The 25,290-nt window shown below is 39.5% G+C and carries 21 protein-coding genes, 3 pseudogenes and 1 other annotated feature; of the genes and pseudogenes, 14 read left to right on the top strand and 10 right to left on the bottom strand.

Features of this window, described 5'->3' with window-relative positions; all coding sequences use genetic code 11:
• Positions 1-249 (top strand): annotated as a pseudogene (locus F927_RS17310) (IS4-like element ISAba33 family transposase); the annotation flags it as partial.
• 15 nt (positions 250-264) lie between these two features.
• Here the strand turns inward: F927_RS17310 and F927_RS01090 are convergent.
• The 3 genes and pseudogenes from F927_RS01090 to F927_RS01080 form a co-directional block, all read right to left on the bottom strand.
• Positions 265-438, bottom strand: a pseudogene (locus F927_RS01090) (TetR/AcrR family transcriptional regulator); the annotation flags it as partial.
• Positions 439-646: 208 nt separating this feature from the next.
• Positions 647-952 carry a helix-turn-helix domain-containing protein gene (locus tag F927_RS01085; protein ID WP_005080719.1) on the bottom strand — a complete coding sequence of 102 codons (306 nt, stop codon included), beginning with the start codon at positions 950-952 and terminating at the stop codon, positions 647-649.
• On the bottom strand, positions 949-2,280 hold the full coding sequence (locus tag F927_RS01080) for a type II toxin-antitoxin system HipA family toxin (RefSeq protein ID WP_005080718.1): 1,332 nt from the start codon (positions 2,278-2,280) through the stop codon (positions 949-951). The genes F927_RS01085 and F927_RS01080 overlap by 4 nt, the downstream gene beginning before the upstream one ends.
• Positions 2,281-2,516: 236 nt before the next feature.
• Here F927_RS01080 and F927_RS01075 point away from each other — a divergent pair.
• Positions 2,517-2,816, top strand: a pseudogene (locus tag F927_RS01075) (DUF1826 domain-containing protein); the annotation flags it as partial.
• Positions 2,817-2,870: 54 nt separating this feature from the next.
• Positions 2,871-3,803, top strand: a complete 933-nt coding sequence (locus tag F927_RS01070) for an IS5-like element IS17 family transposase (RefSeq protein ID WP_020846310.1) — start codon at positions 2,871-2,873, stop codon at positions 3,801-3,803.
• A 29-nt stretch (positions 3,804-3,832) separates the two neighbouring features.
• Here F927_RS01070 and F927_RS17150 read toward each other — a convergent pair whose 3' ends face one another.
• Together F927_RS17150 and F927_RS01065 are read right to left on the bottom strand one after the other, a co-directional pair.
• Positions 3,833-4,000 carry a hypothetical protein gene (locus F927_RS17150; protein WP_005080713.1) on the bottom strand — a complete coding sequence of 56 codons (168 nt, stop codon included), beginning with the start codon at positions 3,998-4,000 and terminating at the stop codon, positions 3,833-3,835.
• 46 nt (positions 4,001-4,046) lie between these two features.
• The gene (locus F927_RS01065; protein ID WP_005080711.1) at positions 4,047-6,239 is read right to left on the bottom strand and encodes a TonB-dependent siderophore receptor; all 2,193 of its coding nucleotides are present in this window, start codon (positions 6,237-6,239) and stop codon (positions 4,047-4,049) included.
• Positions 6,240-6,454: 215 nt separating this feature from the next.
• Here F927_RS01065 and F927_RS01060 point away from each other — a divergent pair, with 215 nt between their 5' ends.
• The 6 genes from F927_RS01060 (at position 6,455) to F927_RS01030 (ending at position 12,071) form a co-directional block, all read left to right on the top strand.
• Positions 6,455-6,886: an SRPBCC family protein gene (locus F927_RS01060; RefSeq protein ID WP_005080709.1), complete on the top strand. Its 432-nt coding sequence runs from the start codon at positions 6,455-6,457 to the stop codon at positions 6,884-6,886.
• 158 nt (positions 6,887-7,044) lie between these two features.
• Positions 7,045-7,926, top strand: coding sequence for a LysR family transcriptional regulator (locus tag F927_RS01055; protein WP_004639155.1), 882 nt, complete (start codon positions 7,045-7,047; stop codon positions 7,924-7,926).
• Positions 7,927-8,156: 230 nt separating this feature from the next.
• Entirely contained in the window at positions 8,157-8,861 is a 705-nt protein-coding gene (locus tag F927_RS01050; protein WP_005080707.1) for a CoA transferase subunit A, read from the top strand.
• Position 8,862: 1 nt separating this feature from the next.
• Positions 8,863-9,495, top strand: a complete 633-nt coding sequence (locus tag F927_RS01045) for a CoA transferase subunit B (protein WP_005080705.1) — start codon at positions 8,863-8,865, stop codon at positions 9,493-9,495.
• Between the two features lie 47 nt (positions 9,496-9,542).
• Positions 9,543-10,762, top strand: a protein-coding gene (locus tag F927_RS01035; protein WP_111841927.1) for an IS3 family transposase whose coding sequence is annotated in 2 segments (ribosomal slippage) — positions 9,543-9,819 and positions 9,819-10,762 — 1,221 coding nt in all. Because the reading frame shifts where the segments join, the coding sequence is not laid out codon by codon here.
• Positions 9,818-9,934 (top strand) — a sequence feature (AL1L pseudoknot). It overlaps the preceding gene by 117 nt.
• Before the next feature lie 136 nt (positions 10,763-10,898).
• Positions 10,899-12,071: a thiolase family protein gene (locus F927_RS01030; protein ID WP_005080701.1), complete on the top strand. Its 1,173-nt coding sequence runs from the start codon at positions 10,899-10,901 to the stop codon at positions 12,069-12,071.
• A gap of 240 nt (positions 12,072-12,311) precedes the next feature.
• Here F927_RS01030 and F927_RS01025 read toward each other — a convergent pair whose 3' ends face one another.
• From F927_RS01025 to F927_RS01005, 5 genes are all read right to left on the bottom strand, one after another.
• On the bottom strand, positions 12,312-13,676 hold the full coding sequence (locus F927_RS01025) for an MFS transporter (protein ID WP_005080698.1): 1,365 nt from the start codon (positions 13,674-13,676) through the stop codon (positions 12,312-12,314).
• 94 nt (positions 13,677-13,770) lie between these two features.
• Positions 13,771-15,045, bottom strand: coding sequence for a DcaP family trimeric outer membrane transporter (locus F927_RS01020; protein WP_005080697.1), 1,275 nt, complete (start codon positions 15,043-15,045; stop codon positions 13,771-13,773).
• Between the two features lie 301 nt (positions 15,046-15,346).
• Positions 15,347-16,051 (bottom strand): class I SAM-dependent methyltransferase, encoded by a 705-nt coding sequence (locus tag F927_RS01015; RefSeq protein ID WP_005080694.1) that lies wholly within the window; start codon positions 16,049-16,051, stop codon positions 15,347-15,349.
• 65 nt (positions 16,052-16,116) lie between these two features.
• Positions 16,117-17,811: an AMP-binding protein gene (locus F927_RS01010; protein WP_005080691.1), complete on the bottom strand. Its 1,695-nt coding sequence runs from the start codon at positions 17,809-17,811 to the stop codon at positions 16,117-16,119.
• A gap of 110 nt (positions 17,812-17,921) precedes the next feature.
• Complete coding sequence (locus tag F927_RS01005) at positions 17,922-18,539, bottom strand: TetR/AcrR family transcriptional regulator (protein WP_005080687.1); 618 nt, start codon at positions 18,537-18,539, stop codon at positions 17,922-17,924.
• Positions 18,540-18,684: 145 nt separating this feature from the next.
• Between F927_RS01005 and F927_RS01000 the strand changes: the two genes are divergently transcribed.
• The 5 genes from F927_RS01000 to F927_RS00980 are packed head-to-tail and all read left to right on the top strand — an operon-like array spanning position 18,685 to position 25,199.
• Positions 18,685-19,857 carry an isovaleryl-CoA dehydrogenase gene (locus tag F927_RS01000; RefSeq protein WP_005080685.1) on the top strand — a complete coding sequence of 391 codons (1,173 nt, stop codon included), beginning with the start codon at positions 18,685-18,687 and terminating at the stop codon, positions 19,855-19,857.
• Positions 19,858-19,881: 24 nt separating this feature from the next.
• Entirely contained in the window at positions 19,882-21,483 is a 1,602-nt protein-coding gene (locus F927_RS00995) for a carboxyl transferase domain-containing protein (RefSeq protein WP_005080684.1), read from the top strand.
• A gap of 9 nt (positions 21,484-21,492) precedes the next feature.
• Positions 21,493-22,296, top strand: a complete 804-nt coding sequence (locus tag F927_RS00990) for an enoyl-CoA hydratase/isomerase family protein (protein WP_005080683.1) — start codon at positions 21,493-21,495, stop codon at positions 22,294-22,296.
• 12 nt (positions 22,297-22,308) lie between these two features.
• Complete coding sequence (locus F927_RS00985; RefSeq protein WP_005080681.1) at positions 22,309-24,300, top strand: acetyl/propionyl/methylcrotonyl-CoA carboxylase subunit alpha; 1,992 nt, start codon at positions 22,309-22,311, stop codon at positions 24,298-24,300.
• Complete coding sequence (locus F927_RS00980; RefSeq protein ID WP_005080679.1) at positions 24,297-25,199, top strand: hydroxymethylglutaryl-CoA lyase; 903 nt, start codon at positions 24,297-24,299, stop codon at positions 25,197-25,199. Before F927_RS00985 ends, F927_RS00980 begins: the two co-directional genes overlap by 4 nt.
• Positions 25,200-25,290: the final 91 nt, after the last annotated feature.

The following is a 25,290-nucleotide window of genomic DNA, read 5'->3' as shown; positions in this document are numbered from 1 at the left end:
AAGAAATTGATAGCAGTGCTAGCTATCGGTTTCTGTTGGTGCTATTTAACAGGTGAATGGCAACATGATCGGAAAAAAGCGATAAAAATAAAGAAGCATGGACGACTTTCAGTAAGTTTATTTCGCTACGGTTTGGACTATGTTCAAATGGCTATTCTACGTTTGATTGGTTTTGGAAAAAAAGAAGAATTTAAGAAAGTGCTAGCAATTTTAAGAAAGAAAAAGCCTGATAGGACAAGGATCCTATGAAATTTGTCGTGTACAGAGAGAAAATTCATAAAGTCCATATTTGCTTCCAAAAGTGTTATAAAGACTGCCTCTACCAAGACCAGTCCCTTCAACTAGATCCTGAATACTCGTACCAGCATATCCTTTCTGCCAAAATACTTTCATAGCAGCTTCTGCTATTACATCTTGCTCAAACTCCTTTGGTCTCATTTGAAACTACCATTATGGAATGATCATTCAAGAATGATATCTTTTATTAGAATGGAAGGTCAATAAGAAATTTTTATTGATTTTCCATTCTTGAAAATTAGAAGCGTTAGTTCATGAACTTAATTAACTGTTTTTTGAAAAAATATCTGTATAAATTATTAAATTTAATAAATATATTTTTATTTATAATAATGATTCATCAAAATCTCTATCCTTCTTTAATAATCTTCCTCACAATATGCTCATGCGTCGGTACAAGACCTGCTTGTAATCCGAGTGGCTTAAATACTTTATCTAGGACAGATTGTGTGAGTTTTCCTTTGTCTTGTTCTATGTCCGTTAATGTCCGACGGCTTACACCGACCAAATTCGCATATTGTTCCTGAGACATGCCAAGTATATTTTTTCGCAAATACGCCAATAATTGCCCCAAGGTAATTTCATTCAATAAGTACTGCATATATAGATCAATAAGAACTTGCTGGCGATCTTGAGGCTGATTTTTTATATTCATAATAGTTCCCATCTTTCTAATTTAGCTTCAACATAATCGAATGAAAGTGCTGGCATCTCCATAATCTGTTTTGAGACACCTTTATCAATTAACCGTTGTTTTAGCCCAACAAGATTGTTTGCTAATGATTTTAATGTCTTCATAGACAAATTTGGATCGCATAAATGTGCAAGTTTTTGGGTAGTTTGCTCCCAACGATACTCTCCTCCTTCTTCATAAGGACTTCCCCATGTCGTTGATCTTGTCACGACTTCTGGATCAGCTTTCATTGGTGCAAAATCATAAATTGGAGCAAGCGAAATTTTTCCAGATTTTTTTAGAAATGAGGTATTTCGCCCGTGATTATCAGAATTGCCAAAAATAATATTGAGCAAGTCTCTTTGTAACCATTCACAAATGAATTGTGCGGAATCAAAATTGGAATCAATCACAGTCAGCAAATCACATAGGTTTTCTATTACTTCAAAATGATTAAGATGACTTCCTGAAGCCTTATTTAATACTGAATAAACAGATTCTAGACCATGACGTTGCCAACATTGATTGCGCCATTCCACATCAAATCTTGGCAACCATAATGATGGATATTTTTCACCTTCGATCAGCTTCATTTCTGTTGTTTCAATGGTATTGAAGCCTAACTCTTTTAGTTCTTGATAGTAATAGTATTCCGCTCTGAGAATATTGCAGTCGATCTCACTACGATTATTTCGAGGAAATTTAACTAAATAGTGTTGATCAGGTTGATCAAAGTTTTGTTGATAGGTGTCAATCCAAATATTTTGATCTTTTGTCGCGCGAATCAGTAACTTGGGAGCTTCACCACCCGCTCCTGTTGCGCCACCACTAATGGCGCCCATTTGTTGAGCATATTCAAGAAAATCAACATTTCGATCGGCAACATCATTTTGACTAAAATAGCGTAAATGTAAAGTAGAGTCAGGATTTATGGGCGGAACTGCTTCTTTAATTCTCAAGTTTCCTACGGGCGCAATTCCACCCTTTTCCAATAAAATACTATCTTGCTCAGCATAAGTGAGTCGTTGTAAGCCTAAAAAATTGACCCAATAACGGCGTGCTGCACCTGAAGGAACAATATCATCCAAAAAACCAAACCATGAGCTAGATTCATGGTTTATAAGTATTTGTACAGGAAGTGAGAGACTACATGCATGTTCATCTCGCTTGTCCAGATTTTGGATTGCGTATTCTAACTCGTAGACCAATTCACTGGCGCTTGCCGAGCCAAGTTTAGGTTCTAATAGTTTAAGTTCAGCGATATCTAACCAATTCTGGTCGAGTAAAGCCTGTATTGTTAATTTTTTCATTGATGTAAATGAGCAATTATTTTCTCAAAAATACTATAAAAATTGTTTTTTGTGAATATATTTGCTCAAAAATATTTGTTACATGATTTCATGAGCATAATTTTGCTCAATTCTATTTGTTAAATATGCATATATTTGATTCAAAATTACTTTATTCGATCTCATCTAAGAGCACTCAAGCAATTAAAGAAAAGTGTATGATTAGCCTCCTATTTACTTATGAATTTATCACTTAAATGAAGAATAGTTTTTCTGGTCACAAGCAAATTAGTGTGGTTTCTACTTTTTCTGAGCTTATTGATTCTAATTTTCAAGGAGAAAGTAATGCAATTTGTTGGTATAGAAACTTAGTTGGTGATTTTCAAGAGATCATAGGAAAACTTGAGATAAAAGAGAATATTACAGAGGTTTCTGTTGACGAGCTTTTAGCATTGCAACTTTCAGAAAATGGTAATTTAGCAAGAGAAATTATTATTGCGGATATTCAACAATTAACAGCTCTCGGTGCATCACCAGTGCTTAACTTGATCCAAAACGGCTTTGTTGCACAAACCTATCTGTAAAAGCTTTTTCAGCGATATAATTTTCAAATGAAGAAGCCTACACACAAAATCTACCGCACAACCAATTGGCCCGCATATAACCGAGCACTCATGAGTCGCGGAAATATTGCCATTTGGTTTGATCCTGCTACGCAATGGTATGCTCCATCAAAAGGCAAACAAGGGCGAAATCAAACCTACTCCGACGCAGCTATCCAATGCTGCTTAATGATTAAATCCTTATTCCGTCTATCTTTACGTATGGTCACTGGCTTTGTGCAAAGTCTGATTAAACTTTGTGGATTAAATTGGACCGCACCAGATTACAGTACGCTTTGTAGAAGACAAAAGCATATTGATATTGCAATCAGCTACCAAAAAAGTAGCGATGGGCTGCATCTACTCATAGACTCTACAGGCATGAAGTTTCTAGGTGAGGGCGAATGGAAACGCAAGAAACATGGACCTGAATATCGTCGCCAATGGCGTAAACTACATATTGGTATAGATGCTGAAACCCTTCAAATACGCGCTATTCAACTCACTACAAATAATGTCAGTGATTCACAAGTGCTTGGTGATTTACTCGATCAGATTCCACAAGATGAGCAGATTGACTCTGTTTATACCGATGGAGCTTATGACACCAAGCAATGCCGTCAGGTCATTGCAGATCGGCAAGCGCATGCGGTGATTCCACCTAGAAAAAATGCGAAACCATGGAAAGATACAAAGATCAGCTCGCTAGAACGAAATGAATTACTTCGAACAGTTAAACGTTTAGGCAGGAGACTATGGAAAAAATGGTCAGGCTATCATCGACGAAGTTTGGTGGAAACCAAGATGCATTGCATTAAATTATTAGGCGATAAATTAATGGCAAGAAGCTTTCCTAGTCAGGTGAATGAAATTCATGCACGTGTAGCAGTCCTCAACAGGTTTACGGAATTAGGTCGACCACTTACCCAAGTTACGCCTTAAATTTGGCTCAATTAGGGGCGCTTTGCATTTCAAATCTTTGTGCAACAAAACCGCTTAACGACAATATCACCTGTGTAATTTACAAAACCTAGTAAATTTTTCTTTTCAATTGGATAAATTGGTTCGTTAGATAATACGTCCATAGAAAATAATGCTGATATAAATAACATAGAAATTTTTTGTGGGGATTGTTTCATAAACGTCGATCCTAAGCATAAATGGGATATGCCAAGCCATTTTAAATTAAAAATTTACATTCCAAGACAACTGTGCGGTTCGTGGAGCGCCTAGGAACAAATAATCATCCCCAAAGAAGCTTCCTGCATCTCTCCAATATTTTTTATTGAATAGATTATCAACATTGAATCTCAACGTATTTTCATAGCCATTAGCTTTGAAATTGTAGGCAGTACCAGCATTAAAAACTGTGTAGCTTGGAACTTTTACGCTGCCTATTTTATTAGCATATTTACTTGAACTGTATTGCATACCAGCCAGTAGTCTTAAGCCTTCCACTTGTGGCAATTGATACGATAAATAACTTGCAAAACGTACTTCCGGAACATTTTGGGTTTGATGACCTTGATATTCAGAGACACTGATCTCTTTTAAGCGTGAACGCGTCAGTGCCAAAGTTGAGGTTATATCGAAATTTTCAGTTATCTTACCTTGCAGGCCTAGTTCTAAGCCTATGTTATGTTGTTTGCCATCAGTTAAGTAATAATTATCAGCATTGGTATATTGATGGTCTTGCTCTAGATTAAATATTGCTGCTGTAAGCAACATAGATGGTAATTGATGTTTGATGCCCACTTCATATTGGGTGGATTTGATTGGGGCAAGTGTTTCAAATGCATTCCCGACAATTCCTTTTTCTTCATTACCGAATGCATACCACGGCGCTTGTCCACCATCACTTAGACCTTTGCTAAATGATGTATAAACTTGCGTATTTTCCCAAGGTTGATACATCACTGCAAATTGTGGCAAGAATCGATTTAAATCTGTATCACGAATCTTATTCGCCGCTGCATCATAAGCCTTTTCATCTAAAGAAAGGATTTTTCCTCCCATGAGTACAGACCATGAGTCATTAAAACGGATTTGGTCTAGTAGATTTAATGCGGTTTGCTGACTATCTAGAGATTTATATCGATTGCCTAAGGCTACATCTGTAGGCGCATAGTTCACTGTATTGTTATAGATGTTGCCTGTGCCGACGAGTTCATTGATTGCATCATATTGTGCACGTCGTTTATAGGTATGAGATAACTCGATATTTAAGCTATGTTGCCATGTCCCTGTTGCGAACTTGCCGTTTAACCCTGTTTTAAACTGATTTGTTAAATAACTATCATCTGGGCTGCGGAAATCATAAATATCGTAGTTACCATTCTTATCAAAGGTATTGCCTAAACCTGTAAATTCACAAATCTCACTATAACAACCCCATGGAAATGCTGAATAGTCATCAACGGCCACACGGCTTTCCGAAGCAGATAAGTTTGCTGTCCAATCATCATTGAGACGATGCGTATATTTTAAACTCGTATTCAGGCTCTCATTAGTAACGGGTTTACTCCAGCTTTGATAACCCAGTAAACGATCCCATTCCACATTAGTCGGTACAGTTTTCCCATCTAATAATTGATAGCCTGGTACCGAGCGCTGACGTTGGCGTTGTGATTCAATATCGAACTCAAGCTTTGAATCATCAGAAATCTGCCAATCCAGAGCAACTGAACCAAATAAACGCTTTCCATTGGTATGTTCAACATATGGATGAATCTCTTCATGCGCTAAATTGATTCGATAGCCAAATTGTTGATTTTCACCCAGCATATCACCGATATCTGTTGCGACACGATAACCACCCTGACTATCTGTTTCTAGCGTAACTGAACGAATGTCTTTTGGTCGTTTAGTCACATAGTTAACAACTCCGCCGGGTGTAGACATACCACTTTGAATCGCGCTAATACCTTTTAAGATTTCTACTTGTTCTTTATTTTCTAGCGCTACGTTTTGTTCGCCTCTCAACACGTTACCATTGAGTAGATAACTTGATCCTAGATTGAGCGCAAAACCACGCATCACAAAGTTGGAATAATAGCCAATAGGTGCGTAGCCCTCGCCGACCGCTGCATCATTTTTTACAATATCTTTTAGCGTTTTTGCGTGTTGATCTGCAATAAGGTCGGCATTAATAATATTGATTGATGCAGGGATTTTGGCAATGGTTTGCTCAGCAAAACCAGATAAATTTACGCTGTTCTGGTGATTGGCATTTTGCTCAGCTGTAACTGTAATTGTTGGGAGACGTTGTATCTCATTTTCTTGTTCCGCATATGCTGTTGTTGAACTAAATCCGAGGTAAGAAAATGAACCTACGGCTAATAATGCGCTTTGTAAACGAGAAAATGGAAAAGTTTTCACAGTATTGCTTAACCCCAAAAAAGATAATTTTATAGCTTCAACTTTGTGGCATGAGTATTCACAATTTTATTGGATTGAACAAGCATATTCGCTTACATATCTCTGATTTTTTAATGTGCTCGATATTCCGACAAAGAAAATGCCAGATTGAATGAAAACATGCTAATATTTCGAAAATGACAATATGCTATGTCAAATAAAAAAAAGGAATTGATATGCTAAAAATGCAACAAGTCAATATCACTCAAGAGTTCAATGCACCTGTCGAGAAGGTATTTGCGATTCTCAGTGAACATGAAAATTTGAATAAACTTTTCGCTCCAGCAAAAGTGACTCGTTTGAGCGATGGTCAAGATACACGTAATGGGGTTGGCTCAGCACGTAAGCTATCTATTCCACTGACGCCTTCATTTGTCGAAACAAATTTGGTGTATAAAGAAAATGAACTCATTGAATACGCAATTACCAGTGGTATCGCGCCAATCAAAGCGCATCGCGGCGTGATGAAGTTTACTGATCTGGGCAATAATCGCAGTCGTTTGGACTATACGATTAGCTTTAAAGGGCGTGTGCCATTTATTGGTCTGATCGTTAAATTCGCATTACAAAATGGTGTGAGCCGTGGGCTTAAAAAACTAAAAGTATAATTCTCTAATCTTTGAACTAAACTCCCCTATTTTTTAATGGTGGGAGTTTTTATTTACTGTATAGATCAACTTTTCTTTGAAAAATAATGTCTAAAATAACATTTAGCTGATTTTTACGATAAATTAGAGCTATTCAACAACTTCACTCAGGGAAAGAGATGACACTTAAGCAGTTAAAGGCATTTTTGGCACTTGCACGTACTTTAAATTACGCCAATGCTTCACTAGAGCTTCATTTGAGCCAATCTGCTTTAAGTTTGAGTATCAAAAGTTTAGAGGAAGAACTCGGCGGTAAACTCTTTAATCGCAACACGCGCCGTGTTGAATTGACTCAAGAAGGTAAATCTCTTATTCCCTACGCAAAAAAACTACTGGCGAATTGGGATGAAATGGAAAATGACGTTAAACAGCGATTTAAGTTAAATCGCGGTACGCTGAGTATCGCCTCGATGCCCTTCTTTACCCATGCGATCTTGCCCGATGTGATTCATTCTTTTTTATCTGAGCATCCAAATCTTAATTTCTCGATCCACGATATTCCAAATGAAACCATTATCGAAAAAGTTCAAGATGGTATCTTTGAGTTAGGCATTTGTTTTGAACCAGAACTGACCGAAGGCTTAGAGTTTGTTCCTTTGTTTGATGAAGACTTTCTCGCCTTACTTCCTAAAAATCATCCCTTAGCAGACAAAGCGCGTATTACGTGGCAACAATTGTTTGCTAATCCTTTTATTACCTTACAAAAGCCATCAATTGTTCGTCACCTAGTTGAGCAAAATTGTTTACGCAACAATATGACTTTGGATTTGAAAATCGAATGCCATCAGATTTCTTCATTATCCAGTTTTGTTGCGCACGGTATTGGGGTAAGCGCGATTCCACGTCATTTTGCTAAACATATTGATTTAACCGAGAATGTATTGCTTGAACTGGAAGATGGGACAATCCACAAAACGGTTGGTATCGTCTATAAAAAGAATTTTGAAATATCACATATTTCGGCACAATTTATTCAGTCATTGAAAAGGTATAAATTTTAAATAACTCATTATTGAAATTGGTTTTATATTTCCCACTCTCAAATAAATATTTTTATTGCAAATATTTTCAAATGTTTAGCTTTATTAATTATTCTTTGTTTGCGAATAAAATTTATCCAAAAAAATCAATTTATTAATTTAACTCATTAATCCTTGAGAAAAATCAACTTCTATACGCTTAGTCCTAATGCTAAAACTAAATCACTAAGGGACAATAGGACAATAATAGAATGAATAAGGTATATGCCAGCGCTGAAGCTGCAATCAAAGATGTGGTTACTGATCACCAAACCCTTGCCGTGGGCGGTTTTGGGTTATGTGGAATTCCTGAACAGCTCATTGTGGCGGTTAAAGAAAGCGGTGTAACAGGTCTGACGTGTATTTCGAACAATGCAGGTGTGGATGATTTTGGTCTAGGTATTTTATTACAAACTAAACAGATCAAAAAAATGATCTCATCTTATGTGGGTGAAAATAAAGAATTTGAACGTCAATATCTAAATGGTGAACTTGAGGTAGAACTTACCCCACAAGGGACATTGGCTGAGAAGTTACGTGCTGGTGGTGCTGGCATTCCTGCATTTTATACTCAAACAGGTGTTGGTACTCTAATTGCTGAAGGCAAAGAACAGCGTAATTTCAAAGGAAAAAACTATATTTTAGAAGAATCGCTTACTGCTGATGTTTCTCTTATTAAAGCCTATAAAGCAGATAAAGCAGGAAATTTAATATTCCGTAAGACGGCGCAGAACTTTAATCCTGAATGTGCAATGGCTGGGAAAATTACCATCGCTGAGGTGGAGCAAATCGTTGAGATTGGTGAATTAGATCCAGATGAAATCCATTTACCAGGGATTTATGTGAATCGCATTATTTTGAATGCTTCACCTGAAAAACGTATCGAACAAAAAACTTTAAGCATGGAGGCAGTTTAAAATGGCTTGGTCACGTAATGAAATGGCACAACGTGCTGCACAAGAACTCGAAGATGGTTTCTATGTCAACTTAGGTATTGGTCTACCTACCCTTGTTGCCAATTACATTCCAGAAAATATGAATGTATGGTTGCAGTCTGAAAATGGTTTACTCGGTATTGATGCATTCCCAACTGAAGATACGCTTGATGCCGATCTGATCAATGCTGGAAAGCAAACCATTACTGCTCGTGCGGGGGCTGCTTTCTTCTCTAGTTCAGAATCTTTCGCCATGATCCGTGGCGGTCATGTCAATATTGCGATTTTAGGCGCTATGGAAGTTTCTGAACATGGTGACTTAGCCAATTGGATGATTCCAGGTAAGAAAGTCAAAGGCATGGGCGGTGCGATGGACTTGGTTGCAGGTGTTCAAAAAGTTGTGGTTCTGATGGAACACTGTGCGAAAGATGGTACGCCTAAAATTGTGAAAAACTGTAGCTTACCACTGACAGGTCAAGCCGTTGTTCATCGTGTAATAACGGATTTAGGTGTCATGGATATTACGTCTGGAGGTGTTGAGCTGATTGAACTCGCAAAAGATGTAACGCTCGAACAAATTCGTGCGGTAACAGGTGTGCCATTAATTTTTGATTGAACCGTACCGGGTTTGTCGGAGGGTCAATATTCTGAGAGACTATTCCGATGAAAAAACCAAACTATACCCCCGAAATTAGAGAAAGAGCGGTTCAATTACTAATTGAATCTGAAAAAGATTATCCTTCTACTTGGGCAGCAATCACAGCTATTGCACCTAAGATTGGTTGTACTCCTGAAACATTGCGTGTTTGGTATTTAAAGCATATGGATCAACTAAATCCTGCCAAAGTACAACAGATATCTGACCAAGAAAAAATGAAGCAAATGGAACGTGAAATTAAAGAATTAAAACGTGCCAATGAAATTCTACGTAAAGCAGCCGCTTTTTTCGCCCAGGCGGAGCTCGACCGCCCACACAAATAATGGTGGATTTTATCCATAACAATAAAGATCGATATGGTGTTGAAGCGATTTGTAGAATTTTACCGATTGCAGCTTCGACCTATTATCGGGCTTTAGATCTCGTTGATAACCCAGAACATCGAGCGAAACGTGCTCAGCATGATTTACATCATGCAGAACAAATCAAACGTATTTGGAAAGAAAGTTCAGGTCGATATGGTGTACGTAAAGTCTGGCAAAAATTGAAACGTGAAGGCTATGTTATTGCACGTTGTACAGTTGCTCGATTGATGCAGAAGCTAGATATACAAGGTGTTTGGCGTGGTAAGAACAAACAAACTACCCGCAGCCGAGATGATCAAAAACGAGCAGATGATTTAGTGAAACGGAATTTTAGTGCTGATCGACCTGACCAATTATGGGTCAGTGACTTTACGTATATTCAAACTCATTCAGGCTGGGTATATACCGCATTTGTTATTGATGTGTTCTCACGAGCAATTGTTGGATGGAAAGTATCTACACGGATGAATACAGATATGGTGCTCGATGCACTTGAGCAAGCATTGCACGATCGAGGCATGCCAAAGAATGTGATTCATCATTCCGATAGAGGTGTTCAATATCTTTCTATTCGCTATACCAATCGTTTAGAAGCTGCAAATTTACGAGCATCAGTCGGTACAACTGGTGATTCATACGATAATGCTCTGGCTGAAACGGTGAATGGCTTATACAAAACAGAGGTGATTGAATATTTAAAAGCAGATTGGCAAGGTTTAGCAGATGTACAACTTGCGACACTAAACTGGGTATATTGGTTCAATAAAAAGCGTGTACACAGTGCACTGGGTTATGTATCGCCTTTTGAGTTTGAAGCAATGTACTATGATAAGATTAACCCGTTAGGTCAGGTGGCCTAACTTAAATAAAAAAGTCTCCGACAAACCCGGTACGGTTCAGATAAATCTTTAGTGGCTTAAATGAGATGAGATATTCTGCTCTAGTCTATTGAACTGGAGCAGTTTTATAACGACATACATTTAAAGAGATATAAAAATGAGTTCAATTGTTATTGTGTCAGGTAGTCGCACTGTGATGGGCGGCTTTCAAGGTAGCCTTTCTAGTTTAACCGCTCCAGAATTAGGCGCTGCTGTAATCCGTGAATCTATCCAACGTGCTGGTATTGCACCAGAGCAAGTCAATGAAGTGATTTTTGGCTGTGTATTGAGTGCAGGCATTGGTCAAGGTCCTGCGCGTCAAGCAATGCGTAAAGCGGGTGTTCCAGATCATGTTGGCGCTGTGACCATCAATAAACTATGTGGTTCTGCGATGAAAGCAGTATTGATGGCATCAGATGCTTTGAAAGCTGGTAGTTCAAATATTGTGGTTGCGGGTGGTATGGAATCTATGACCAATGCACCATATATCTTACCTAAAGCACGTGGTGGCTACCGTATGGGACATGGTGAAATCAAAGATCATATGTTCTTGGATGGTTTAGAAGATGCTGAAACAGGGCGTTTAATGGGTTCATTTGCTCAGGATATGGCAAATACCAAAGGCTTCACCCGTGAACAAATGGATAACTTTGCGATTTCTTCATTGAAAAAAGCTCAAACAGCAATCACAGAAGGATATTTCAAAGACGAAATCGTCCCTGTTGAAATTAAAACACGTAAAGGTGTTGAAGTGATTGATCAAGATGAGCAACCACTCAAAGCAAATCTCGATAAAGTCCCAACGCTACGTCCTGCTTTTAGCAAAGACGGTACGATTACAGCAGCCAACTCGAGTTCGATCTCAGATGGTGCTGCTGCTTTAGTACTTTCTACGGAAGACTACGCTCAGGCAAATAATTTAAATGTTTTGGCTAAAATTGTTGCCACTTCAAGTCATTCGCAACATCCAAGTGAGTTTACGATTGCTCCAATTAGCGCGATTCAAAAAGTGCTTGATCGTGCTGGCTGGTCAGTTGATGAGGTCGATGCATGGGAAATTAACGAAGCTTTCGCGATGGTGGCTATGGCACCGATTGATGAGTTAGGTATCGATGAAGCTAAAGTCAATATCCACGGTGGTGCATGTGCTTTAGGTCATCCGATTGGTGCCACAGGTTCACGTATTATCCTTTCATTGATCTATGCATTAAAACGTTTAGGTAAGAAGAAAGGTGTTGCTGCATTATGTATTGGTGGCGGTGAAGCAACGGCTGTAGCGATTGAAATTTAAGTTTTAAAAAATCAAAAATGCATCTCAGATAAGAGGTGCATTTTTTTATCTGTTTAAAATTGAAATCTTTTAATATATTTATCTTTAAAACCTCTAAGATTTTTGATCGTCTCTGTGACAAATCAAATACTCAAGAATGAATTATGATTTAGTGGGAAATAATGTGCACTTAAAGAAAAAAGCACATCCAATTAATAGATGTGCCTTTAATGATTGAAAGATAATCAACAAGAAACTAAATTAAGCATTACCAGATTCAGTTAAATTGGTTTTAACCTCTTCCAATTGCTGTTCTTCATCAAATTTATGTCGTTTCAAACTTAAAATCGCGCAGATTGCAACGATAGCTGGAATAGAAATCATCACAAAATTCATGGTATGCGGTAAGTTTAAGGTCAATAACATACCTGTCAAAATCGGTCCCACAATGGCACCAATTCGTCCAACACCAGAAGCACAGCCGATCCCTGTAGAGCGCACGCTTAATGGATAGTATTGCGCAACATAGCTATAAAGAAGGATTGAAGTACCAATGGTCGCCGCGCCTGCAACAGTTACTAAACCATATAACACATAAGCTGGAGAGTTAAATCCTAAGCCGATCAGTGCCACTACACCAGCCATGAGCATTCCCATGATGACTGGTTTTAAATGGAATTTATCCGAGAGAATACCGCCACCGATTGAACCGATCATTGCACCAAAATTCAAAGCGAACAAGAATAAGATACTCTTACCAAGTGAATACCCTGCTGCAAGCATGAGTTTTGGTAACCAACTACTTAATGCGTAGACCATTAATAAACACATAAAGAACAATACCCAAAACATCAGTGTGTTGAATGCACGTCCTTGTTGGAATAATCCTTTCACTGAGCTACCAGTTGGAATATTTTCCTCATTTAGCGTTAAACGAGTATTGCTGCTGATGGCTTGTTGAGGTGAGATTTTTTGTACAATGCTTTGTGCTTGCTCAGTTTTACCCGTTTTGACCAAAAAGGTTAAAGATTCAGGCAAAAATTTCCACATTACAGGTAATAAAAGCAAAGGAATACCTGCAATCAAAAACATGATTTGCCATCCTTGACTTTCAACCAAATAGCTTCCTATTAATGCTGACAAGATTCCGCCGATCGCATAACCACTAAACATCGTGCCGACTAAGGTACTGCGAATACGTTTAGGGGCATATTCTGAGGTGAGTGCGACGAGGTTTGGCATTACCCCGCCGATCCCTAAGCCAGCTAAGAATCGTAAAATACCGAACTCAAAAGGATTAGATGCAAACGCACCTAAAAAAGTAAACCCACTAAAAAAAGTCACACAAATTAAAATTACATTTTTGCGTCCGATTTTATCTGCCAATGCACCGAATAGCATGGCGCCGAACATCATACCGCACAATGCGGTACTGGCAAGCATGCCTGCTTGCACAGAAGTAAGTGACCACTCCTGCATCAGTAAGGGTAAAACCACACCGTAAATGACCAGATCGTAACCATCAAAAATAATAATCAATAAACACCAAAGTAAAATACTCCAGTGAAAAGGCGTAAACTTTGCTTCGTCAATTACTGCATTTACATTAACTGTAGATGTTGTCATTCTGCATCTCCTCAATGAGATAAATTCCTAATCATTATTAAAACGACATAATGCACCTTAAAGAAAAAACATATAATTCAAGGTCTTATTTATATTAAAAATCATAACTCGCCATCATGTTGATACGGTTATCTGCACCTGTACTGCCATCAAAGGTTTCACGTTCACCGTAGACATATTCCATACCCAGCGTGATCGGTTTGTACGGGTTGTACATGCCATTAATCCAGCCTTGCCATAATTCTTTATTTTGATTTGAGCTGTCTCTATTTAGGCGAGCGAAGGTATTGTCACTTTTGGCTTTCATATAGCCGTAGCCCAAGGTTGAGCGGAACTGCGAGGTGAATTGATGTGTGATCCCTGTAGAGATGGAATCAAACTCATTGCTATGTATATTGTTTTGATCATCAATGGCATAACTGCTATTGCTCCACATCAGGAAGCGTCCATCGCCTTTGATATGGTTATAATCTGCTTTTAGAAAGGTGGTTGGCGTTAACTGATATTTTCCACCGATACCCACACCCCATGCCCATTCATCATCATTGCTAGTTTTTTTCTCTGCCACAAAACTACGCCCAGACAGCATCGAACCATTGTCGAATTTATGATTTACACGCCCAACAAAGGCAGGTAAACGCATTTTATTTTCAGGATCAGAGCTTGCTGTGTATTTAGGATCTTCAACGGATAATGCAAAGCTGGTATTGGCCGTAATATTGTCACTATAACGAACCAATGGTGAGCGTTGTAATGCTCCACCCACATAGGTCGCCGCATCAATCGTTTCTGGATAATATTCAGGTGCAATGAAAGTAGACCATGTTTGACCCAGTAGCCATTTGTCAAAGGTTAAATAGGCATGACGGATACGGAATTGATCGCGTGAAGCGCCACCAAAGAAATCCATTTCTAGTTTCCCACCTACATCGCCTGCTGCTGTTGGTGTGGTGAAATTGAGTCCTATGCGTGAGACATTGGCAGTTGAATGTAAACGATCTTTTTGTTGTGCTGCTTCCGCTGTATCCTTGAGTGGTACACCACTGATATTGTTGTACATCGTGGATGCGCCTTTCGCTTGATAAGACGCATCGGCACGGATATAACCATATAGACTCACTTCTGCACCAGATTTTAGTTTCAACTGTGATGCTTGTGGGCTTGATGAAATTGTTGCCTTGGCTTGTGTTGTGGATTGGGTTGATGCAGGTTGCTGAACATAATGTTGTAGCATTGCTCTTAATTCTTGTACTTCTTGCCGTAATTGTGCAACTTCATCACGTTCGGAAGCCGCATATACAGAAGGCATAGCGGCAACAACAGACAGCGCCAATATGCTTTTTTGTACCGTCAATTTTAACTTTTTCATTAAAATAAGTTTCCTTCTTTTTTGACCCTAAATATCCTTTAAGATCACTATTTGTTTGCGTTATATCCTTTGCAGTTAGTTGCACTGCATCGCATTTCTTGTTTTAAAGCTTTAACTGTTGGTTTTATTTAAATTCCACCTCCTATGGATATGCTGATATTTTGAAATTCCTACTTTTTAAAAGACAAAGGGAGCTCGCAGTGGTGAGATAAACCACTGTTAATTAACCATTTGGTAAAAATTAGATGCTAGGTTTAAGTTTGCGTACTCATCTTTATTCCTTCATAGATTTAGTCCATGCTTAGGATGCTTGTGCAGAAAACGCATGACGTTTCTTTTTCTGCGCGATCAATCCTTGATACATTAAAATTTGGCTATATGAAGACACATTCATAAAACCTGTGCGGTGAAGTAATTCCTGATATTCATCAAATGAAACAGTGAAAAAATCGCTTTCCATTCGTTCTAACATTTTCTGACATTGTGCTTCAGTCAAACCTTGTGCCAAGCAGACATAACGTAAAGCTTGAAATTGCTGAGGGTCTGTACAGGTCATCAAATCATAGGTCAGTAAGATTCCATTTTCTTTTAAATGATCATGGATCTCTGTAAAAAAAGTAGGCTTGTTTTCATCAGCAATAAAATGCGCCACTAAAATTGTCAGTGCTGCATCAAAACAAATTTGATCAGGTAAATGTGAAGTGTCACCATGCACAAATTCAACTTGTGCGCACTTATTCAATTGATTGACTCTCGCCTGTGCTTTCTCAAGCATGGCTAAGGAAGGATCAAGCGCTGTAAATTTCCAGCCTGGATGTCTGTTTAGTAGATATTCCAGCTCATAGCCCGTCCCACATCCCACAATCAGGATATGAGCATCTGGTTTTAAGGTAGACTGTAAAATCGCATCTACTTGTTGATGAATGATTTCATATCCTGGTATTAATTTACGGATATGCTGATCGTATTCTTCAACCACTTTTGGACTGCTGAAATCTTTTGCCATGCGTCCTGATCCTTTGCCTTTGCAACTTTAAAATGCTGCTTTTTCTACTTGATGTAAAACATCATTTAGTCGAATACAGTCCCCGTTAGATTCAGTTCAGCGCGCATAATTTCCTGTAACTTAAACTTCTGGGCCTTACCTGATGCGGTCATAGGAAATTCATTAAAGAATTTGACATAACGAGGCACTTTATTATGTGAGATATGCTCTTTACAGAAATTACGGATACTTTCTTCATTGGTCTGGTGGTGTTCATGCAAAATAATGCAGGCGCATAGCTCCTCACCATAACGTGTATCAGGTAGACCAATCACTTGTACATCACAGATCGCAGGATGGGTGTACAAGAAGTCTTCTATTTCTTTTGGAAATAGATTTTCACCACCGCGAATCACCACATCTTTGATACGACCTTTGATTTTGACGAAGCCCTCTGCATCCATCTCCGCAATATCACCAGTATGCATCCAGCCAGCGTTATCAATCACTTCACGAGTTTTTTCTTCTTCGCCCCAATATCCAGCCATCACAGAGTAACCTCGAACACATAGTTCACCTAATGTGCCTTGAGGAACAATTTGCCCTTCGAGATCAACAATTTTAATTTCTACATGAGGATGAACATGTCCAACCGTACTGACGCGTTTATCAATGGTGTCACTCACTGAGCTTTGTACACTTACAGGTGAAGTCTCAGTCATGCCATAACAAATCGTAATTTCTGACATATGCATGCGATCAATCACACGCTGCATAATTTCACGTGGGCATGGGCTTCCCGCCATGATCCCTGTGCGTAAACTGGAGAGATCAAACTCGTTAAACTGTTCATGCTCTAAGATGGCGATGAACATGGTTGGTACGCCGTATGCTGCTGTACAACGTTCGTTGTGAATTGTCTTTAGTGTTTCAAGTGGATTAAACACTGCTGATGGATACACCATCGTAGAACCATGTGTGATACAGGCTAGATTTCCCATGACCATACCGAAACAGTGGAATAAAGGTACTGATATACACACTTTATCTTGTGGCGTTAAACGAATACCCTCTCCTACAAAATAACCATTATTCAAAATGTTATGATGGGTGAGCATCGTGCCTTTAGGATTGCCTGTTGTACCTGATGTAAATTGGATATTAATGGTTTCATCAAACTGCAACTGTTGCGTTGCTAACTGTAATTGATCGAGTTGTTGTTGTGTTGGGGGGACGACCAGATCACTGAAACGATGAATACCTGTATGCTGTTTTTCATCAATTTTGATCACAAACTTTAAGAAAGGCAGACGTTCTGAATGGATTTGTTTATTGGTACAGAAATCAATTTCAGGTGCTATGCGTGTCAGAAGCTCTTGATAATCTGTGGTTTTAAACTGCGATGCGATAATCAATCCTTTGCAAGAAACTTTATTTAACACATATTCGAGTTCATGGCTTTTATAGGCGGGATTTAGATTGACTAAAATGATCCCTGCTTTAAATGCTGCAAACTGAGTGATTGTCCATTCGACACAGTTCGGTGACCAAATACCGAGTCGATCGCCTTTTTTCACCCCAAGCTGAAGCAAGCTACAAGCAAAAGCATTTACTTCATCTTGCAACTCTTTGTAGCTTAATCGTCTATTCTGATGTGAACTTACGATTGCTTCTCGCTCAGCGTATTGCTGGCATGCTTGGTCGAATTTTTCTCCAATCGTCATCCCAATTAAAGGCTGCGAACTTGGTCCAGAGGCGTAGCTTAACCGTACGTGTTGCATTGAATCATTCTCCTTGATTCTTTCTAATTCTCATCTTAACTGGTCTAATTGTTGTTACTGCAACTACTCTTCAAACCGCCTATTCCATGATGTTAATCGCCGTACACGTGCTATTTTTTCCGTACTGCATCCACACAAAAATCAGCTATCTGTTTTGAAAAATAGTCTTTGTGTTGCTGGTCGAACTTCGTATTTTGAGCAGGGTCTAAAGGCTCAACTACAACGTAAGTCATTGCACCAACTACACAGAGTGCTGTGGTATTTAGATCTTCCAGATCGAACTCACCACTTGCCTTTCCATCTGCGAGTATTTTAATCACACTCTGTTTAATCAATTGCTTCACACGAAAACGCTCATGTTCTACCAATGAATCAACTGGCTCAAACATGAGTGAATATGCAAGCTGAGGACTGTTTAACGCCCGTTTTACAAATGTTGCTACTGCTTTGTGCAACTTATGTTCTGCTGGCAAATCACTGTCTGTAATCGCATCAATCACCAAAAGCTCGGTATTGATTGCTTCTGATAAGACTTCGATCAGCACCTGACTCTTATTGTCAAAGTAGCGATAAACCAATCCACTCGAAACGCCTGCTTGCTCCGCAATCGTTTGAATTTGTGCGTCTTTAAACCCTCCTTCCGAGATTAACTTTCTGGCAGAACTTAAAATCGATTTACGATTTTGTTCCATCCGTTCTTGCATTAAAGATGATCGTTTGTAGCTCATAAATTTTATTCTCTAACAAATAAAGTGAATTGTAAATCATTTTATGAATCTCTATTCACTTTTTTAAAAAATCATTGTATGGTAATTCACAAGCACCTACAACAATGCTTATGGAACAACAAATATAACCAATGGGATGTATACAATGAACCTACGTAGCTTGAATTTTGGTCTGGATGAAACACTCGTTGCACTTCAAGACTCAGTTGCCGCATTTTGTGCAAAGGAAATTGCACCAATTGCTCAGCAAGTTGATCAAGACAATAAATTCCCTGCTCATCTTTGGAAAAAGTTTGGCGATATGGGCTTACTAGGCTTAACAGTCTCAGAAGAATACGGTGGCACTAGTCTCGGCTATCTTGCTCATATCATTGCGATGCAAGAAATTTCGCGTGCTTCAGCGGCGATCGCTCTTTCTTACGGCGCACATTCTAACTTATGTATCAACCAAATTAACCGTAATGGAAATGAGCAACAAAAGCAGAAATATCTGCCGAAATTAATCTCTGGTGAATACGTCGGTGCCCTTGCGATGTCTGAACCGAATGCGGGTTCTGATGTGGTCAGTATGAAATTACGTGCTGAGCAGAAAGGCGATCATTTTGTTTTAAATGGTTCAAAAATGTGGATTACCAATGGTGGTGATGCGGATGTCTTAGTGGTATACGCAAAAACTGATCCACAAGCAGGTGCAAAAGGCATGACTGCTTTTTTAATTGAAAAAGACATGAAAGGTTTTAGTCATGGTCATCACCTAGACAAACTTGGTATGCGCGGCTCAAATACTTATCCATTGTTTTTTGACAATGTAGAAGTACCTGTTGAAAACGTGTTGGGTGGTGTCGGTAATGGCGCTAAAGTCCTGATGAGTGGTTTGGACTATGAGCGTGCAGTTTTAAGCGCAGGTCCACTCGGGATTATGGATGCCTGTATGGACGTCGTGATTCCGTATTTACATCAACGTGAACAGTTTGGACAGGCTTTGGGTGAGTTTCAGCTAATGCAAGGCAAACTTGCAGACATGTACTCAACTTGGTTGGCATGTAAGGCGCTTGTATATGCTGTCGGTGCGGCGTGTGACAAAGCAGATCACGATCGTAGCTTACGTAAAGATGCTGCCAGTGCCATTTTATATGCAGCTGAAAAAGCGACATGGATGGCAGGTGAAGCGATTCAAACTTTAGGTGGCAATGGTTATATCAATGAGTTCCCTGCAGGTCGTTTATGGCGTGATGCAAAACTTTATGAAATTGGTGCAGGCACATCTGAAATTCGTCGTATGTTGATCGGACGTGAACTGTTTAATGAAACCAAATAATAACGATAAACCAGGATGCATCATATGAATCAATTACAAAGCAAAATTAATGTGCGAAGTGAAGACTTCAAAACAAACCAACAAGCTATGCAGACTTTGGTCAATGATTTAACACAAGTTGCCAAAAATATTGCATTAGGTGGCGGAGAAAACGCACGTCAAAAGCATTTAGCGCGTGGAAAATTGCTTCCACGTGAACGTATAGATCAACTGATTGACGTTGGCACAGCTTTTTTAGAAATCGGACAACTTGCTGCGTATAAAGTTTATGAAGATGATATTCCTGCTGCGGGTGTGATTGCGGGTATTGGACAGGTTAATGGTGTGACATGCATGATCGTTGCCAATGATGCAACGGTTAAAGGTGGTACTTATTATCCACTTACGGTTAAAAAGCATTTACGTGCTCAAGAAATTGCTGAACAAAATCACTTACCTTGTATTTATCTTGTAGATTCAGGTGGTGCGTATTTACCTATGCAGGATCAGGTCTTCCCTGATCGTGATCACTTCGGACGTATCTTCTACAATCAAGCACGTATGTCGAGCCAAGGTATTGCCCAAATTGCGGTCGTCATGGGTAGCTGTACCGCTGGTGGTGCTTATGTTCCTGCGATGTCAGATGAAACCATCATCGTGCGTAATCAAGGGACTATTTTCTTAGGTGGTCCTCCTTTGGTTAAAGCAGCAACAGGTGAAGTTGTGAGTAGTGAAGATTTGGGTGGTGGTGATGTGCATACCCGTCTTTCAGGTGTTGCGGATCATTTGGCAGAAAATGATGAACATGCGATTGCGATTGCACGCAATATTGTTGCCAATTTAAATAAAAAACCAAACGAACTCAATAAGCAGATTGATGAACCATTGTTTGATGCGAAAGAGTTGTATGGTGTAGTCCCAACCGATGCACGTAAGCCATTTGATGTGCGTGAAGTGATTGCACGTATCGTTGATGGTTCTCGTTTTGATGAGTTTAAAGCTCGTTTTGGCTCAACCTTGATCACAGGGTTTGCATCACTTTATGGGATGCCTGTCGGAATTATTGCCAATAATGGCATTCTATTTTCAGAGTCAGCTCAAAAAGGTGCACACTTTATTGAGCTATGTACCCAACGCAATATTCCCTTGTTATTTATTCAAAATATCACAGGCTTTATGGTGGGTCGCCAATACGAAAATGAAGGTATTGCCAAGCACGGTGCAAAACTGGTGATGGCGGTTGCAACAGCAAATGTTCCAAAACTTACACTCATCATTGGGGGGTCTTTTGGTGCAGGCAACTACGGTATGTGTGGACGTGCTTATTCTCCACGTTTCTTATGGACTTGGCCAAACTCACGTATTTCAGTCATGGGTGGTGAGCAAGCAGCCAGCGTACTTTCGACTTTGAAGCGTGATCAGATCGAGCAAAAAGGTGCAGAATGGTCAGCACAAGAAGAAGATGAATTTAAACAACCGATTCGTGATCAGTATGAACGTCAAGGTCATCCTTACTATGCTTCTGCCCGTTTGTGGGATGACGGTGTGATTGATCCAGCGCAAACGCGTCAAGTACTTGGTTTAAGTCTAGCCGCTGCAATGAATGCTCCAATTCAACCGACTAAATTTGGCGTGTTCCGCATGTAAGAGGTGTTTATGAGCTATCAATTTTTACAACTGGAACAGCATGATCAGGTGGCATATGTGTGGCTAAATCGCCCTGAGCTACACAATGCTTTCAATACAACGGTGATTGAGGAATTACATACTTGCTTTAAGCAACTTGCTACCCGTGACGATATTCGAGTGGTGGTTTTAGCAGGTCGCGGTAAAAGCTTTTCAGCAGGTGCAGATCTAAATTGGATGAAACAAGCGGGTCAAGCTTCCTCAGCAGAAAATGAAGCCGATGCTTTAAAACTCGCACAGATGCTTGAAGCACTCGCAACCCTAAAACAGCCAACCATTGCACGTGTTCATGGCATTGCTTTTGGTGGTGGTATGGGTTTGGCATCTGCATGTGATATTTGCATCGCCAGTACCGATGCAAAGTTTGCAACCTCTGAAGTTCGATTAGGTCTTGCTCCTTCTACGATTAGCCCATATGTAATTCGTGCGATTGGCGCTAGACAAGCTTCACGCTATTTTTTAACTGCTGAACGTATCTCTGCGCATGAAGCGAAACAAATCGGTTTGGCACATGAAATCGCGGATGCAGAAGATTTAGATAAAAAAGTTCAAGAGATTATTGATGCTTTACTGCTGGGTGGACCACATGCTCAAGCAGAATCTAAGCAGCTGATTCAAATGGTCAGTAATCAAAGTATGAACGATGAATTACTTCGACAAACTGCTCAACATATTGCACAAGTCCGCCAAGGCAGTGAGGCAAAAGAAGGCTTAACTGCTTTCTTAAGTAAGCAAGCCCCTGCGTGGACTTCAAATTCTAATAACAACAATTAAGGATGATCAAAAATGTTTGAAAAGATTTTAATTGCGAACCGTGGTGAGATTGCTTGCCGTGTGATTCGTACTGCCAAAAAATTAGGTATTGCAACGGTTGCCGTTTATTCAGATGCAGACGCTCATGCCCAACACGTTAAACTTGCTGATGAAGCGATTTATATTGGTCAATCTCCTGCAACACAAAGTTATTTACAAGCTGATCGTATTATTCAAGCGGCGATTGATACGGGAAGCCAAGCGATTCATCCTGGTTATGGTTTTCTTTCGGAAAACGATCAATTTGCCTTAGCTTGCCAGCAGCACAATATTTGCTTCATTGGCCCTCCAGTCGATGCCATCTTAGCCATGGGCTTAAAAGCAACCTCTAAAGCTTTGATGGAAAAAGCAGGTGTACCTCTAACACCGGGCTATCACGGAACAAATCAAGATGCTGAATTTTTAAAACAGCAAGCTGATCGTATTGGCTATCCAGTACTCATCAAAGCCAGTGCTGGCGGTGGTGGTAAAGGCATGAGTCTGGTGGAACGTAGTGAAGATTTCCTACATTCTCTTGCATCTTGTAAACGTGAAGCCAAATCGAGTTTTGGTAATGATGATGTACTGATTGAACGTTATGTGATTCAACCACGTCATATCGAAGTACAGGTATTTGGCGACACACATGGCAACTATGTACATTTATTTGAACGGGATTGTTCTGTTCAACGTCGTCATCAAAAAGTATTAGAGGAAGCCCCTGCTCCACAAATGCCTAGCGAAAAGCTCGATGCGATGCGTCAAGCTGCAATCGATGCTGCGCGTGCGGTAAATTATGTTGGTGCAGGTACGGTTGAGTTTATCGTTGAACAAGATGGTACAGCGTATTTCATGGAAATGAATACACGCTTACAAGTCGAACATCCTGTGACTGAAATGATTACTGGAGAGGACTTAGTAGAATGGCAATTGCGAGTTGCGTATGGTGAGCCATTACCAAAGCTCCAACATGAATTAAAGATTCACGGGCATGCACTCGAAGCACGTATTTATGCCGAAGAACCAGAAAAAGGCTTTTTACCTGCAATCGGTAAAATTGACTATCTACGCTACCCAACGCAAAACCAATATGTGCGTGTAGACAGTGGCATTGTTGAAGGTGATGAAATTACCACTTTCTATGACCCAATGATTGCCAAATTGATCGTATGGGGTAAAAACCGTGAAGCTGCTTTGATTCAAATGCAACACGCGCTGAGTCAATTCCATGTCGATGGTTTAGGCAATAACATTGCCTTTTTGGAAAAGATCGTACGTTGTGATTCGTTCAAACAAGCAAAATTGGATACGAATCTAATCCAACGTGAAGAACAATTTTTGTTTAGTCCAGCGAATATAAAACCTGAGTTTGTTGTTGCGACTGCATTTATTGAATTTCTAAGCCAAATGCAAAATAACCAATCAACTCAAAAGCAACTGTGGTTGGCACAACCCTTATGGCGTAGTAATGTCACATATCAACACAGCATTAAATTGAATTATTTAAACCAAAATATTCAGATTAAGTTTTCTGCTGCTGAACAAGGGTTTAACGCAGAATTTAATGGTCAGCAGTATCACATCATAGGTCAATTGACTGATCAGCATAGTGCTAATATTCAAATTGGTGGAATTCAGCAAAAACTCGCCTTTAACCGAGGTTTGCAAGGCATTACCCTGTTCAACGCTGGACAAAGTTATAAGTTTAGCTACTTACGTCAGGATTATAATCAAACTGATGGTCAATCTGAGCAAGGACATCTCAAAGCACCGATGCCAGGCGTGGTGACACAATTACTTGTGGGCGCAAATCACACCGTGAAGAAAGATGATGTGCTTTTGACGCTTGAAGCGATGAAAATGGAATATACCATTCGTGCTCCAAAAGATGGTGTGATTTTAGATGCTTATTTCCAAGTGGGTGATCAAGTTAAAGCGGGTGATGAGCTTGTCGACTTCCAAGCTGCTGAGGAGGAAGTTGCATGAGTGACTATGTAAAGATTGTAGAAGTTGGGCCTCGTGATGGTTTGCAAAATGAGAAACAAGCTTTAAGCATTGAACAACGATTGAGCTTCATCAATGATTTAATTGATGCAGGTTTGAAGTCAATTGAAGTGGGTTCATGTGTATCAGCCAAATGGGTACCACAAATGGCGCAGAGCGATGAGTTATTTAAATTGTTGCCACAACGCGATGAGTTAAATTTGAGCTTGCTCACGCCTAATCTTAAAGGCTTCGAAGCTGCCCTAGCAGTAGGATGTAAAGAGGTTGCGGTCTTTACCGCAGCTTCTGAGAGTTTTACTCGAAAGAATATCAACTGCTCGATCGATGAAAGCTTAGAACGATTCTCTGAAATTTTCCAAGCCGCGCAAGCAAATAATGTTCGCGTACGTGGTTATGTCTCTTGTATGGTGGACTGTCCTTACGAAGGTGCAATTGATCCCAAACAAGTCGTGAATGTCGTCAAACGGCTGCATGACATGGGATGTTATGAAATTTCATTGGGTGAAACCATTGGGACAGCAACACCAGATCGAGTGCAGAAAGTTTGGCAAGCATGCTTAGCAGAACTGGATAGCAAGATTTTGGCAGGACATTTTCATAATACCTATGGCATGGCAATCGCCAATATCTATCAATCCTTACAGCAAGGCATACGGGTTTTTGACTCTTCTCTTGCTGGACTAGGTGGTTGTCCTTATGCCAAAGGTTCATCAGGGAATGTTGCAACTGAGGACTTGTATTATTTACTGTCTCATATTGGATATGAAACAGGCATTCATCTCGAAAAATTGATGTTGGCTAGCCAAAATATCAATCAGACATTGAACCGAAAAAACTTATCAAATTATGCAAATACTTATCTTCAGCAGTCATGTGCATAAATAAATTCACTGATCCCAAATGCTCCGCAAATTTAGTTTGAAGGAGCATTTAAAATTATTATTGTGGATGATTTATTACAGTTATTTTGTT

The organism is Acinetobacter haemolyticus CIP 64.3 = MTCC 9819, assembly GCF_000369065.1.
Taxonomy (GTDB): Bacteria; Pseudomonadota; Gammaproteobacteria; order Pseudomonadales; family Moraxellaceae; genus Acinetobacter; species Acinetobacter haemolyticus.
Note: the sequence above shows the minus strand (reverse complement) of the source record. Positions and strands in the feature narration are given on the sequence as shown.

Coding starts and splice junctions, on each gene's coding strand:
- F927_RS01085 (WP_005080719.1), bottom strand. CDS start 952: ATGAATATAAAAAATCAGCCTCAAGATCGCCAGCAAGTTCTTATTGAT.
- F927_RS01080 (WP_005080718.1), bottom strand. CDS start 2,280: ATGAAAAAATTAACAATACAGGCTTTACTCGACCAGAATTGGTTAGAT.
- F927_RS01070 (WP_020846310.1), top strand. CDS start 2,871: ATGAAGAAGCCTACACACAAAATCTACCGCACAACCAATTGGCCCGCA.
- F927_RS17150 (WP_005080713.1), bottom strand. CDS start 4,000: ATGAAACAATCCCCACAAAAAATTTCTATGTTATTTATATCAGCATTA.
- F927_RS01060 (WP_005080709.1), top strand. CDS start 6,455: ATGCTAAAAATGCAACAAGTCAATATCACTCAAGAGTTCAATGCACCT.
- F927_RS01055 (WP_004639155.1), top strand. CDS start 7,045: ATGACACTTAAGCAGTTAAAGGCATTTTTGGCACTTGCACGTACTTTA.
- F927_RS01050 (WP_005080707.1), top strand. CDS start 8,157: ATGAATAAGGTATATGCCAGCGCTGAAGCTGCAATCAAAGATGTGGTT.
- F927_RS01045 (WP_005080705.1), top strand. CDS start 8,863: ATGGCTTGGTCACGTAATGAAATGGCACAACGTGCTGCACAAGAACTC.
- F927_RS01030 (WP_005080701.1), top strand. CDS start 10,899: ATGAGTTCAATTGTTATTGTGTCAGGTAGTCGCACTGTGATGGGCGGC.
- F927_RS01025 (WP_005080698.1), bottom strand. CDS start 13,676: ATGACAACATCTACAGTTAATGTAAATGCAGTAATTGACGAAGCAAAG.
- F927_RS01020 (WP_005080697.1), bottom strand. CDS start 15,045: ATGAAAAAGTTAAAATTGACGGTACAAAAAAGCATATTGGCGCTGTCT.
- F927_RS01015 (WP_005080694.1), bottom strand. CDS start 16,051: ATGGCAAAAGATTTCAGCAGTCCAAAAGTGGTTGAAGAATACGATCAG.
- F927_RS01010 (WP_005080691.1), bottom strand. CDS start 17,811: ATGCAACACGTACGGTTAAGCTACGCCTCTGGACCAAGTTCGCAGCCT.
- F927_RS01005 (WP_005080687.1), bottom strand. CDS start 18,539: ATGAGCTACAAACGATCATCTTTAATGCAAGAACGGATGGAACAAAAT.
- F927_RS01000 (WP_005080685.1), top strand. CDS start 18,685: ATGAACCTACGTAGCTTGAATTTTGGTCTGGATGAAACACTCGTTGCA.
- F927_RS00995 (WP_005080684.1), top strand. CDS start 19,882: ATGAATCAATTACAAAGCAAAATTAATGTGCGAAGTGAAGACTTCAAA.
- F927_RS00990 (WP_005080683.1), top strand. CDS start 21,493: ATGAGCTATCAATTTTTACAACTGGAACAGCATGATCAGGTGGCATAT.
- F927_RS00985 (WP_005080681.1), top strand. CDS start 22,309: ATGTTTGAAAAGATTTTAATTGCGAACCGTGGTGAGATTGCTTGCCGT.
- F927_RS00980 (WP_005080679.1), top strand. CDS start 24,297: ATGAGTGACTATGTAAAGATTGTAGAAGTTGGGCCTCGTGATGGTTTG.